Here is a 12455-nt window from a genome sequence, read left to right as displayed (position 1 = left end):
CCGGCCAGGCCGCCCCCGCGGCCCCCGCAGCTCCGGCCGCGCCCGCCGCCGAGGAGCCCAAGCAGCCGGCCGCCGCCGGTAAGGGCGCCGACGACGAGGACTGGTGGCAGGAGTAGCGGTCAGCCGCCGCTGAACGCGGCTGAGCCGTCCTGAGCACGGTGAAGGGCCCGGTTCCCAGGATTCGCTTCCAGGGGCAGCCGGGCCCTTCGTCTTGCCCGGTGGGCGAGGAGCACCGGCCCACCGGGCAGGAGTCTCGCTACCTGTCTTGTCCGAGAGTGTTCCGGCGTTCACACCGGAGGTCAATCGGCCCCGAGCTCCCACCCGCCCGTCCGTCTGTCGGCAGGGGCGCGCGTTCTGGTTCTGTCGTAGGCGGGTGTGACGATGCCGGGCATACAGCTCAGGTATGCCTTCCGCGTGTACCCGGACGCCGACCAGGGCAAACGCGCCCTACCCAAGATCGGCGAGATCAAGGTGCGGTGGTCACGCACCCTGCCCTCGACCCCCGCCACCGTCACCAAAGACGCCGCCGGCCGGTACTTCGCCTCGTTCGTGGTCGAGACCGACGACCAACCCCTGCCCGAGACCACCGATGACGTGGGCATCGACCTGGGGCTGGGCCACTTCGCTGTCCTGTCGGACGGCACCAAGATCGACAACCCCCGGTTCCTGCGCCGGGCCGAGAAGAAGCTGAAGAAGGCCCAGCGGACCCTGTCGCGCACACAGAAGGGATCGGCCAACCGGGCCAAGGCACGGGTGCAGGTCGCCCGCTGCCACACCAAGGTCGCCGACGCGCGCGGCGAGTTCCACCACCAGCTCTCCACACGCATCATTCGCGAGAACCAAGCGGTGTACGTGGAGGACCTGTGCGTGAAAGGGCCCGGGCGCACCCGGCAGGCTAAGAGCGTGCACGACGCCGGCTGGTCGGCGTTCGTGAACGTGCTCGAATACAAGGCCGCACGGTACGGGCGCACCTTCGCCAGGGCGAGCCGGTTCCTGGCCTCCTCCCAGACGTGCCATGTCTGCTGGGTGGTGGACGGACCCAAACCACTGCATGTGCGCACGTGGCCCTGTTCCGGGTGCGACACCGAACATGACCGGGATGTGAACGCGTCCCGGGTCGTGCTCGCCGCTGGACGGAAACTCGCCCGAGGGCGGGAAGCGGAGAGTTGAACGTCGGGTCCCCGCTGCGAGATCATGGCGAAGCCCTCGCAGTAGGGGCGGGAGGCTGGGTACGACCACCACCCTTTCGGGTGGGGCACAGGCTGGCGAAACAGGAACCAGCGGCCGCTGTTAAGCGCGCCGCGCCTATGGCCGCGAGGCTGTGGGAATCCCCGGGGTCCACCCCCGGGGAGGACGTCAAACGGTGTCCTTCTCCCAGGGGCCGTCCCAGTCGGTGGGCAGCGGATAGGCCTCGGGATTGACCCGCTTGACGACCTCGTTGAGGACCCGGCGCACGTAGGGCTCACCCACCCACAGGTGCTTGGCGCCGTCGACGCCGATGATCTCGGCCTGGGTGAGCGGCGCGAAGCGTTCGCGGGCCTCGTCGGGCTGCAGGAAGTCGTCGTGCTCGGGGACGAGCGCCACCACGGGCTTGCCCGAGTCCGCCCACACCTTCATGTCGGCCTCATCGGCCCGGTGCAAGGGCGGGGACAGCAGTAGCGCGCCCCGGACCTGGGGGTCGCAGCCCCATTTCAAGGCGAGTTCGGTCCCGAAGGACCAGCCCAGCAGCCAGGGCTCGGGGAGCTCCTCGAACTCGGTGAACTCGATGGCGGCGAACACGTCGTGCTTCTCGGTCTCGCCCTCGCCGAACTCTCCCTGGCTGGTGCCGTGGCGCGAGGTCGTCCCGCGCGTGTTGAAGCGCAGGACGGCGATGTTGGCGAGCGCGGGCAGCCGGAAGGAGGCCTTGCGCATGACGTGGCTGTCCATCATGCCCTCAGCGGTGGGCAGCGGGTGCAGGCACACGAGCGTGGCCGCGGGTTCGCCGCCCTCCGGAAGGGCCAGCTCGCCGATCAGCTCGAGGCCGTCACCGGTGTGCAGGGTGATGGGTCGGCGCACGGCGGGAAGCACCGTGGTGGCTCTGATCTCCATGGCTCCTCATAAGTAGTCAGGTGGCCCGGCAGCTCCGGGTCAGTATCTGGGGGCCCTGGGCGAGCGCTGAGTACGCCGGTCCCAGCAGGAGGAGTGCCAGTGCCGCCGGTCCCCGCCGTCGCCGTACGGGCGCCACGCCACGACGTGGGCCATGCCGACCGGGATCTCCTGCGCGCAGCCCGGACACCGGTAGGACTTGGTGGCGGCCGCACCGGGGATCCGGCGCGTCACCCACTCCCCGTCCGGTCCGGTCTCCCGGCGCTGCCCGCCGGTGACGCGCAGCATGAGGGCGTCCTCGTCAGGGGGGCCACTGGGGGCGTTCCGACCCCGGGAGGTCTTACGGCGGGGGCTGTTACGGCGCGGACTCACCCCTCAAGGGTAGGAGAAAAACGACAGTGGCCGCCGTCACACCACGGGAAGGTGTGACGACGGCCAGGTGACCGCGTCCAGGGTCGGTTCAGGTCGGGTGCCGCTCGGCGGTGGCCCTTCAGTGGCTGCCGCAGGCGCAGCCGCCGCCCTGCGGGGCGGCCTCGTCGGCGTCGGGCAGCAGGTCCATGAGCAGCGGGGCGGGCACCGCGATGGTGGTGAGGCTGTACTCCGACATCGCCACCAGGGTGGTGATGACGGACTCGGCCCCGCGCTCGTCGAGGAGCTCGGTCGGGCCCTTCGGGTAGCCGCAGCCGAAGCGCATGGCGGTGTCGATGTCCTTAGCGGAGGCGTAGCCGTCGCCGATCATGCGCAGGGCGTCGTCGATCTGCGGCGCGATGAGCATCTCGCCCAGGTCGAGGGTCTCCTCGTCCCGCACCATCTCGGCGAAGCGGCCGGTGCGCTTGGGCTCCGCCGGGTCGTCCTTGCCCTTGTAGAAGCCCTGGCCGGACTTGCGGCCCAGGTGGCCGGCGGCGACCAGTCGGCGCAGCAGCGGTGCCGCGACGTAGCGCGGGTCGCGGAACTCGTCCCACAGGACGTCCATGACGGCCAGGCAGACGTCCAGGCCGACCATGTCCGCGAGGGTGATCGGGCCCATGGGAAGGTCGGCGGCCTTCTTGACGGACTCGTCGATCTCCTCGCGGGTGGCGACGCCGCGCTCGTAGAGGCGGATCGCGTCGTTGATGTAGGGCACCAGCAGCGCGTTGGCCACGAAGCCGCTGCGGTCCCCGACCGTGATCGGGGTCTTGCCGATGCGCTTGGCGACCTCGGTGACGATGTTGACGGTCTCGTCGCCGGTGGAGACCGTGGTGATGACCTCGGCCAGCTTCATGACCGGGGCCGGGTTGAAGAAGTGCAGACCGACGACCTTCTCGGGTCGGCCGGTCAGCGCCGCGATCTCGGTGACCGACAGCGAGGAGGTGTTGGTCGCCAGGATCGTGCCGGGCGCGCAGATCCGGTCCAGGTCGCCGAACACGTCACGCTTGATGTCCATGCGCTCGGGGACGGCCTCGACGACGAAGTCCGCGTCCGCGAGGTCCTCGCGGGACGTGGAGAACGTGAGGCGGCCGTCGATCCCAGCGCGCTCCTCCTCGGTGAGTTTGCCCTTGCTGACCGCACGCGAGAGGGACTTGTCCACGTGACCACGGCCGCGGTCGAGGGCGGCCTGGTCGATCTCGACCCCGACGACGTTGAACCCGGCTCGGGCGAACACCTCAGCGATGCCCGCACCCATCGTGCCCAGTCCTACGACGCCGACCTTGTCAAATTCCTGCACCATGGGCCCCACCTTAGACGCCCTTTGGACCCTGGTCGTGCGCGGGGACCGGAACTTTACTACTGACCAGTAGGGCCGCCTCGTCCTGCTCCGATCCCCCCTGTTCCGCGCCCGGCCGGTACCACGGCGATGGCCAGCGCGGAGAACACCGCGCCCACCGCGAACACCGCGGGCAGTCCCGCGAGCGTGATCACCGCCGCCATGAGCACGGGGGTCAGCGTCGTGCTGACCCCTTGGAGCCAGTTCTGCACGGCGAGGGCCCGGCCGGCCCACGCGGTCCCGGCGATCTCCGCCACGGAGACGAAGGTCAGCCCGTTGTGCCACATCGTCATGACCAGGCAGGTCAGGAGCAGCGGTACCGCCGTCCACTCCCAGGCCTCCGGCAGGAAGGTGAGCAGGACCAGCGCGACGCCGGACAGCGCAGCGAGCCACCGCACCGGCCGCATCCGGTCTCCGGTCCGGTCCGACCGGGCGCCGAGTAGGAGCCGACCTGCGGCTCCGGGGATCTGGGCCGCCGCGACCACCGCACCGGCCGCGGGTGAACTCCACCCCTGTTCCTGGACCAGGTAGATCACGGCGTAGACCATCAGTGTGACCTGTGGGACGCCGAGGAGCATGCTCACCCCGTGCACCCGCCAGATGGTCCACCGCCGGTACGGGGAGCCGCTGAGGGCTGACGGCTGCGCTTCCGGGCTCCCCGCTGGCCCCTGGTCACCGGTGACCGCTCGTTTGGCTTCCCCCTTAGCCTTCGAGGCGGCATCCGAGAGTGGGGCGGTGGCCATCGCGAGCACGAGCGGAACGGCGAGGAGGGAGAGCACCCCCGGGAGCGTCATCGCGCCCACGAACCCCCACGCGTCGGCGGCCCAGGGCAACGCCAGGGCAGAGACCCCCACGCCCAGCGGCAGTGCGGACTGCCGGACCCCCATGGCCAGTCCGCGCTCCCCGTGCGCGAACCAGATCAGGACCAGGCGCCCGCTCGCCGCGTTGACGGGGCCGCCGACCGCTCCCAAGAGCAACAGGACCACCGCCGCGCTCCACAGCTCCGACACCGTCCAGAGCAGGCCCAGCGCGCCCGCAGTCAGGGTCAGGCTCAGCGCCATCGTGGAGCGCTCCCCCACGCGGTCGATCACCACGCCCCACGCCAGGAGCGTCACCAGCAGCCCGAACGAGGGCAGCCCCGCCAGAACCCCGGCCTGAGCCGTGGTGACACCGAAGGCCTCGCGCAACTGCGGTAGGACGATCGGCACCCCGAACATCGCCGAGACACTGGCCACCTGCGCCACCATGCTGACGGTCAGGATCATCCAACGATTACGCACGACCATCCCGACAGCCTAGAGAGGCGCCCGCGGAGCCGTTGCCCCGGCTCCGTCCGGGATCACCCCCGAACCGACCTCAGCCGCGCCCGGAAGGCGGTAACGTGACGTCCCGTGCGTCTCGTCATCGCGCGGTGCAGCGTCGACTACGTCGGCCGGCTCACCGCCCACCTGCCCATGGCTCCCCGGCTGATCCTCATCAAGGCCGACGGGAGTGTGTCCATCCATGCCGACGACCGGGCGTTCAAGCCGTTGAACTGGATGAACCCGCCGTGCAAGGTCCGCGAGGAGACGGTCGAGGACGGCGCCGACGTGTGGACGGTCACCCACAGCAAGTCCGGGGAGAAGCTCGTGCTGACCCTGGAGGAGATCATGCACGACTCCTCCCACGAGCTGGGCAAGGACCCCGGACTCCAGAAGGACGGCGTCGAGGCCCACCTCCAGGAGCTGCTCGCCGAGCACATCACCACCCTCGGCGAGGGCTACTCGCTCATCCGCCGCGAGTACCCCACCGCCATCGGCCCCGTGGACATCCTGTGCCGCGACGGCGAGAGCAACACCGTGGCGGTCGAGCTCAAGCGCCGGGGCGACATCGACGGCGTCGAGCAGCTCACCCGCTACCTCGAACTCCTCAACAGGGACCCCGCACTGGCCCCGGTGGCCGGTGTGTTCGCCGCCCAGGAGATCAAGCCGCAGGCCAAGGTCCTCGCCGAGGACCGGGGCATCTCCTGCGTCGTCCTGGACTACGACGAGCTGCGCGGTATCGAGCCCGACACCCTGCGCCTGTTCTGACCCGCACCCTGAGATCCGTGCCCTCCCGGCCCTGAACCCGTGTCCTCCACTCGGAGGACACGGGTCCGCCTTCGAGGCGGATACCCCCGGAAACCGTGCCACGGGACGCTCGGGGTATGAGCACACCAGTCATCGAGACCAGCGGCCTCCGGAAGCGGTACGGCGACACCCAAGCCGTCGCCGGGGTCGACCTGCACATCGAACAGGGCGAGATCTTCTCGTTCCTCGGCCCCAACGGCGCCGGCAAGAGCACCACCGTCGAGATCCTGGAGGGCTTCCGCCACCGGGACGGCGGATCCGCCCGGGTCCTCGGCGAGGACCCCGGCAATGCGGGCCGCGCCTGGCGCTCCCGCGTGGGCATCGTCTGGCAGAAGGAGACGATGGTCCCCAAGCTGCCGGTGCGCGACCTCGTCCGGCACTTCGCGGGCTACTACCCGCTCGCCCACGATCCCGACGAGATCATCGCGCTGGTCGGGCTGGAGCACAAGGCGAAGCAGCAGGCCGAGTCCCTCTCCGGCGGGCAGCGGCGCCGCCTGGACGTGGCCCTGGGCATCGTCGGCCAGCCCGAACTCCTCTTCCTGGACGAGCCGACCACGGGGTTCGACCCCAAGGCCCGGCGCGAGTTCTGGGGCCTCATCCGGGACCTCTCCGACCGGGGCACCACCATCGTCCTCACCACCCACTACCTGGAAGAGGCCGAAGAACTGGCCGACCGCGTGTGCGTGATCGCGCAAGGCCGGATCCGGGCCGTCGACACCCCCGCGGCGCTCGACGGACGCGCCTCCGCCCAGGCGACGGTCGGCTGGCTGGAGGACGGCCGGCACCGCGAGGTCCGCACCGACGAACCCACCCGGGTGGTCTCGGAACTGGCCGGGCGCTTCACCGACGAGGTCCCCGAGCTGAGCGTGCACCGCCCCACCCTGGAGGAGACCTACCTCAGAATGATCGACGACGGGGCCGACGACCAGAACGACAACCAGGGCGACGACCGGAAGGAAGGCCGGGTATGAGCACCCCCACCGCCGCACCCGACAACACAGTGGCGGCTTCCCCGCGCGCCAACGTCCCCAACGGTTCCCGGGGGCGACCCCCCGGGCCGGTCCGCGTCGGCCTCTCGAGGGGATGGATGGAGGTCCGCACATTCGTCCGCGAGTGGGAGAGCGTGGTCTTCACCTTCTCCCTGCCCACGCTCATCCTGGTCCTGTTCGCATCGATCTTCGACGACCTGATCGACGTGGGTATGCCCGCGGTCGACTACTACCTGCCCGGTCTGATCGCCATGGGCCTGATGTCGGTGAGTTTCCAGAACCTGGGCACGGTGATCGCCACCGATCGCGAGTACGGCGGCCTGCGCCGCCTGCGCGGCACACCGATGCCCGCCAGCGCCTATTTCATCGGCAAGACGATCCTGGTGCTGTTCCTCGCCCTGGGCCAGGTGGCGGTACTGCTGAGTGTGGCCTACCTGTTCTTCGACGCCACCCTGCCCACCACCATGGAGGCGTGGGCCACCATCGCCTGGGTGCTCGTTCTCGGCACCATCGGCTGTTCCCTCCTCGGTATCGCGGTCAGCTCACTGGCCCGAACCGCCCAGGCGGCCTCCGCCGTGGTCGTCGTCCCGTTCCTCGTCCTCCAGTTCACCTCCGGTATCTTCGTGCCGATCAGCGTTCTGCCAGAGTGGGTCCTCAACGGTGCCTCGCTCTTCCCGCTCCTGTGGATGGCCCAGGGCATGCGCGCCGGGTTCTTCCCCGAGGAGATGGCCCAGTTCGAACCGTCCGGGGCCTGGGACCTGCACCTGGTCGCGCTGGCCCTCGGCGCCTGGTGCGTGGTGGGCCTGGTACTGACCCTGCTGACGTTCCGCTGGAAGACACGCAAGGACGGGTAATGACCGAGTCGAAGCGGGCCCCGGACGCGAACACCACCGGCGGCTCGGAGCCCGCCCCACAGACCCCTCGCGCTCTCAGGGCGCTACCCACCGAACAGCACGCCTGGGATCTGGGATGGGGCTGGGAGGTCTACTTCGTCGCGGTGATGGTTCTGGTCTCCCTGATCGGTCTGCTGTCACCGGGCACGCCTTGGCTCAGCGCCGCGCTTCCCGGCGCCCTCTTGGCCCTGTACCTCATGGCCGGCCGCCGCCTGGTGAAGTCGGACGACTGGGAGCGCGGCAACCGGCTGCTGTTCGTCGCCCTGGTGGTGCTGATGTTGCTCCCGGCCATCACCCTCGACGGAAACGTCCAGTTCATCCTGGTCGCCGTCGCGCCGCTGCTGTTCATGGTCACCGGGATGAGGTACGCCGTCGCCGCGATGGCACTGATCCTCCTCGTCCCCGCACCGGTGCGCGGGCTCCTGGGGTGGCAGGAGTGGACGGGTGTCGGTCTCAACCTGCTCATCCACTCCGTGATCCTGGCCTACGCCATGTGGTTCGGCACCTGGATGTACCGGATCGTTGAGCAGAGCTACGAGAGGTACGCACTCATCGAGGAACTGCAGCACACCCAGGAGGAAGCAGACCGCCTGTCCCAGGAGACCGGGGCGCTGGCCGAGCGCGAACACCTGGCCCGGGAGATGCACGACACCCTCGCCCAAGGGTTCACCAGCATCATCACCCTCACTCAGGCCGTGGAGTCCGAACTGGACAGTGACCCCGCGACCGCCCGCCGCCACCTGGCGCTCATGCGCGAGACCGCGGCGGAGAACCTCGCGGAGACCCGCGCCATGGTCGCCGCACGCCAACAGGTCCGGGTGGCCGACGAGAGCCTGGACGCCTCGGTCCGGCGGATCTCCGAACGCCTCGGGCAGGAGCTGGGTATCTCCGTGACGGCCGACGTCACCGGAAGCCCCGAGGAACTCCCGAACCCCCACCAGGTCTGCCTTCTCCGTACCGCCCAAGAGGCGCTGGCCAACCTCCGCAAGCACGCCGGTGCCGACAGCGCCCGGGTCACCCTGGCCTACACCGACGTGGGTGTGCGCCTCACAGTGGCGGACGACGGGAACGGCTTCGACCCGGCACGGCCCGCGAACGGCAACGGTCTGGCCAATATGCGCCACCGGGCCGAGAGCGTCGGCGGTCTGCTGGAGGTCGACTCCGCCCCCGGCAACGGCACCACCGTCCGCCTGTCCCTACCCCATGACGAGACCGAGCCCCACGACGAAACCGAGGCCGAAGCCGACCCCGGAAGCGGGACCGACGAGCGGCGAGAGGAACCCGCACCATGATCCGTGTCCTGTTGGTGGACGACCACCCCGTGGTCCGCGAGGGCATCCGCGGCATGCTCAGCGCCGAGGCCGACCTCGACGTCGTCGGCGACGCAGGATCCGGCCCGGAAGCCCTGGTACGGGTCGCCGAGCTGTCCCCCGACGTGGTCCTGATGGACCTGCGCATGCCCGGCGGCGACGGGGCCGAGGCCACCGAGCGCATCCGCGCCGGGCACCCGGACGTGCACGTCCTGGTCCTCACCACCTATGACACCGACTCCGACATCCTGCGCGCGGTCGAGGCCGGGGCCACCGGCTACCTGCTCAAGGACACCCCGCGCGCGGAGCTGGCCGACGCCGTCCGCTCGGCGGCCAGGGGCGAGACCGTGCTCACCGGGCGCTTGGCGGGCAAGCTGCTGACCGGCGTGCGCCAGCGCTCCGAACCGCAGGGCCCCGCGCTGTCCCCGCGCGAGGTCGAGGTGCTGCGTCTGGCCGCCGACGGACGCACCAACGCGGCGATCGGCCGGACCCTGCACATCAGCGCGACCACGGTGAAAACCCATCTGATACGGGTCTACGAGAAGCTCGGGGTCGGCGACCGGACCTCCGCGGTGTCGCAGGCGCTGCGCAGGGGCCTGCTCCCCGAGCAGTAACGCTCCGGGCTGTCCGCGACCCCGATCCGGGAAGCCCGGAGTTCAGGGGAGACTCAGGGGCCGCCCCCGATGCCGCACCCTGCCACGCGGAGAAGAATCGGAATATGGTGGAACAGATGAGCCAAGTCACCCCCCACGAGGACGGGAACGGTCGGATGCGCGCCTCGGACGCCGACCGTGACGCCGTCGCGCACCTGCTCCGCGAAGCCCTGGCCGAGGGCCGCCTGGACCCCGACGAGCACAGCGACCGGCTGGACGCGGTGTACCGCGCCAAGACCGTCGGCGAACTCGTCCCCATCACCAAGGACCTGCCCGGCACCGTCCAGGAAGGCGCGGTCCCGGCACGTGCCCCCTCCGACTTCCGTTCTCCCCGTCCGGTGTACGGCGCGGGCCGGATCGTCGACCAGCCCGCCACCAGCCACAGCGCTCTCGTCGTCATGGGCGGCGCCGACCGGTCCGGCGACTGGGTCGTTCCGGGCACGTTCGTCGCGGCCGCGGTGATGGGCGGTATCGAGCTCGACCTGCGCGAGGCCCGGTTCACCCAGCGCGAGACCACCATATGGATCTGCGCGGTCATGGGCGGCATCGGGGTCGTCGTGCCCGACGACATCCAGGTGCGCGTGCACGGCCTACCGATCATGGGCGGTTTCGGGATCGAGGGGAACACACCCAGCGTGGTGGAGCCGGACGCCCCGATCGTGCACATCCGCGGTATCGCGGTGATGGGCGGCGCCGGGGTCGAGTACCGGGCACGCAAGCACCAGGAAGACGACGAGGACGGCGAGTAGCCCCGCAACCCCTCGCACCAAGACGATTTGTGCGTTTTCAGCCGTCTATGAAACCACATTGCCTACCCGCCACGTAAGGTCTGTGGCTGGTTGTGGCAATGTCCCGTGGCATGCCTTGCCTCCGCCCCGGGCTGATGCGACGCTTCTCCGGAACCTCGCCCACCCCAGGTGTCCATCCCCCGCACCACGGAGCGATGGACCCCCGTGTACCGGAGGAAGATCGTGCATCCAAGCCATCCCGGGCAGCCGCTCCACGGAGCGGACGCCCCCGCATCCCCCTCCCATTCCCCCGCATCCAGGCGACGGTTCGCCGTCACGGCCGGAGCCGCGGCCCTGCTGATGACCGCGGGCACGCTGACTGCCTCACCGTCCCAGGCCGACGAGGTCGCGCTTCCGGACCTGGTGACCGTGGACGCGATCGAGGACCACCTGGTCAACCTCGACACCATCGCCGAGTACAACGGCGGGAACCGGGCCACCGCCACCCCCGGTTACGACGTGGCGGCGCTGTACGTGGAGGACCAGCTCGAACGCGCGGGTTACGAGCCCTACCGGCACGAGTACGACTACGAGGCCTGGCGGGAGACCACGCCCGCGGTCCTGGCACAGACCAGCCCGGAGGAGCACCCGTACGAGCTCGGCGAGGACTACGCCACCATGAGCTACTCGGGCTCCGGCGACGCGAGCGCCCCCGCTGTCGCGGTCAACGCCGACAGCGAGGAGAGCGCCTGCTCCGCCGACGACTTCGCCGACTTCCCCGAGGGCGCGATCGCCATCACGCTCCGCGGGACCTGTCCGTTCGGCGAGAAGGTGCAGAACGCCGCCGACGCCGGCGCCTCCGCGGCCCTGGTCGTCAACGACGAGGACGGGACCTTCGAGGGCACCGTCGAGGAGCCCTCCGACATCCCGGCCATCGGCGTCTCCGGCCTGGTCGGGGCGGAGCTCCTGGACACCCCGGACCTGGAGCTCGAGGTCTCCGTGGACTCCGAGATCACGGAGGAGAGCTCCTACAGCGTCCTCGCTGAGACCCCGGGCGGCAGCGACGACAACGTGGTGGTCGTCGGCGGCCACCTGGACAGCGTCGAAGAGGGCCCGGGCATCAACGACAACGGCAGCGGTGTGGCCTTCCTCCTGGAGACCGCCATCCAGATGGCCGAGCAGGAGGACCCGAACAACAAGGTCCGCTTCGCCTTCTGGGGCACCGAGGAGTCGGGGCTGGTCGGATCCAACGAGTACGTGGCCGGGCTGACTGAGGAGGAGCTTGACGACATCGCGCTCTACCTCAACTTCGACATGATCGGCTCGCACAACTACGGGCGCTTCGTGCTCGACGGCCGGATGGAGCTGCCGGACTCCGACGGCGCCCCTTCCGGTTCCGGTGCGATCGCCAAGGTCTTCGAGGACTACTTCGACGACCAGGGCCAGGTCAGCGAGCCCGGCGTGCTCAGCGGCCGGAGCGACTACCTCGCCTTCATGCAGGCAGGCGTGGCCTCGGGCGGCCTGTTCAGCGGCGCCGACGGGACCAAGTCCGAGGAGCAGGTCGAGTGGTACGGCGGCACCGCGGGCGAGATGTTCGACCCTTACTACCACACGGCCGACGACACCCTGGAGAACATCAACTGGGACTCGGTGTCCGAGCTGTCGGCCGCGGGCGCGCACGGCGTGGAGTTCTTCGCCGACAGCACGCTCCCGGTGAACGGTGTGCTGGCCATGTCCGACGTGAACGTGGACCTGCCCCGCATGGGTGAGGCCTGGGTCCGCTAAGGCGTACCCGCCCGGCCGCAAAGGGAGTGCCAGGCTAGGGCATGTTCAGCGGACACATACCCTGCTGCGCGTCGCCCCAGCGGCACTTGCACTGCGCATCTCTCAGTCGACAGCCAAACCCGGGCGGGCCCCCGCTGTGCGATGCTGCCGAGCTTGCGAG

11 protein-coding genes and 1 pseudogene are annotated in these 12455 nt (G+C 70.0%); 8 read left to right on the top strand and 4 right to left on the bottom strand.

All coding sequences use genetic code 11. From position 1 onward, the window contains the following. Positions 1–435 precede the first annotated feature (435 nt). A pseudogene (locus ACYVD1_RS33640) lies at positions 436–1170 on the top strand (RNA-guided endonuclease InsQ/TnpB family protein); the annotation flags it as partial. 186 nt (positions 1171–1356) lie between these two features. On the opposite strand, the gene ACYVD1_RS33635 reads toward ACYVD1_RS33640, so the two are convergent. The 4 genes from ACYVD1_RS33635 to ACYVD1_RS33620 form a co-directional block, all read right to left on the bottom strand. After that, complete coding sequence (locus tag ACYVD1_RS33635) at positions 1357–2088, bottom strand: alpha/beta hydrolase (RefSeq protein ID WP_460778523.1); 732 nt, start codon at positions 2086–2088, stop codon at positions 1357–1359. A gap of 39 nt (positions 2089–2127) precedes the next feature. Beyond that, positions 2128–2457 (bottom strand): ATP/GTP-binding protein, encoded by a 330-nt coding sequence (locus tag ACYVD1_RS33630; RefSeq protein WP_460778522.1) that lies wholly within the window; start codon positions 2455–2457, stop codon positions 2128–2130. Positions 2458–2575: 118 nt separating this feature from the next. Next, entirely contained in the window at positions 2576–3793 is a 1218-nt protein-coding gene (locus ACYVD1_RS33625; protein WP_460778521.1) for a 3-hydroxyacyl-CoA dehydrogenase, read from the bottom strand. A gap of 56 nt (positions 3794–3849) precedes the next feature. Next, complete coding sequence (locus ACYVD1_RS33620; protein ID WP_460778520.1) at positions 3850–5115, bottom strand: MFS transporter; 1266 nt, start codon at positions 5113–5115, stop codon at positions 3850–3852. A 105-nt stretch (positions 5116–5220) separates the two neighbouring features. Here ACYVD1_RS33620 and nucS point away from each other — a divergent pair, with 105 nt between their 5' ends. From nucS to ACYVD1_RS33585, 7 genes are all read left to right on the top strand, one after another. After that, positions 5221–5898 (top strand): endonuclease NucS, encoded by a 678-nt coding sequence (nucS, locus tag ACYVD1_RS33615; RefSeq protein WP_460778519.1) that lies wholly within the window; start codon positions 5221–5223, stop codon positions 5896–5898. Positions 5899–6014: 116 nt separating this feature from the next. Then, positions 6015–6908, top strand: coding sequence for an ABC transporter ATP-binding protein (locus tag ACYVD1_RS33610; RefSeq protein ID WP_460778518.1), 894 nt, complete (start codon positions 6015–6017; stop codon positions 6906–6908). Continuing rightward, positions 6905–7780, top strand: coding sequence for an ABC transporter permease (locus tag ACYVD1_RS33605; RefSeq protein WP_460754881.1), 876 nt, complete (start codon positions 6905–6907; stop codon positions 7778–7780). Before ACYVD1_RS33610 ends, ACYVD1_RS33605 begins: the two co-directional genes overlap by 4 nt. Continuing rightward, a complete protein-coding gene (locus ACYVD1_RS33600) occupies positions 7780–9111 on the top strand; it encodes a sensor histidine kinase (protein ID WP_460778517.1) in 1332 nt (443 codons plus the stop codon). Before ACYVD1_RS33605 ends, ACYVD1_RS33600 begins: the two co-directional genes overlap by 1 nt. Further along, the gene (locus ACYVD1_RS33595; protein WP_460778516.1) at positions 9108–9743 is read left to right on the top strand and encodes a response regulator; all 636 of its coding nucleotides are present in this window, start codon (positions 9108–9110) and stop codon (positions 9741–9743) included. The genes ACYVD1_RS33600 and ACYVD1_RS33595 overlap by 4 nt, the downstream gene beginning before the upstream one ends. A 104-nt stretch (positions 9744–9847) precedes the next feature. Beyond that, positions 9848–10531: a DUF1707 SHOCT-like domain-containing protein gene (locus ACYVD1_RS33590; protein WP_460778515.1), complete on the top strand. Its 684-nt coding sequence runs from the start codon at positions 9848–9850 to the stop codon at positions 10529–10531. A gap of 222 nt (positions 10532–10753) precedes the next feature. Then, positions 10754–12295 (top strand): M20/M25/M40 family metallo-hydrolase, encoded by a 1542-nt coding sequence (locus ACYVD1_RS33585; protein ID WP_460778514.1) that lies wholly within the window; start codon positions 10754–10756, stop codon positions 12293–12295. Positions 12296–12455 lie beyond the last annotated feature (160 nt).

This window comes from Nocardiopsis nanhaiensis, assembly GCF_054778635.1.
This window is presented reverse-complemented; position numbering and strand designations above follow the sequence as displayed.

Excerpts from the sequence above, each read along its gene's own strand:
- ACYVD1_RS33635 (WP_460778523.1), bottom strand. The coding sequence starts at position 2,088 with ATGGAGATCAGAGCCACCACGGTGCTTCCCGCCGTGCGCCGACCCATC.
- ACYVD1_RS33590 (WP_460778515.1), top strand. The coding sequence starts at position 9,848 with ATGGTGGAACAGATGAGCCAAGTCACCCCCCACGAGGACGGGAACGGT.
- ACYVD1_RS33620 (WP_460778520.1), bottom strand. The coding sequence starts at position 5,115 with ATGGTCGTGCGTAATCGTTGGATGATCCTGACCGTCAGCATGGTGGCG.
- ACYVD1_RS33625 (WP_460778521.1), bottom strand. The coding sequence starts at position 3,793 with ATGGTGCAGGAATTTGACAAGGTCGGCGTCGTAGGACTGGGCACGATG.
- ACYVD1_RS33600 (WP_460778517.1), top strand. The coding sequence starts at position 7,780 with ATGACCGAGTCGAAGCGGGCCCCGGACGCGAACACCACCGGCGGCTCG.
- ACYVD1_RS33610 (WP_460778518.1), top strand. The coding sequence starts at position 6,015 with ATGAGCACACCAGTCATCGAGACCAGCGGCCTCCGGAAGCGGTACGGC.
- ACYVD1_RS33605 (WP_460754881.1), top strand. The coding sequence starts at position 6,905 with ATGAGCACCCCCACCGCCGCACCCGACAACACAGTGGCGGCTTCCCCG.
- ACYVD1_RS33595 (WP_460778516.1), top strand. The coding sequence starts at position 9,108 with ATGATCCGTGTCCTGTTGGTGGACGACCACCCCGTGGTCCGCGAGGGC.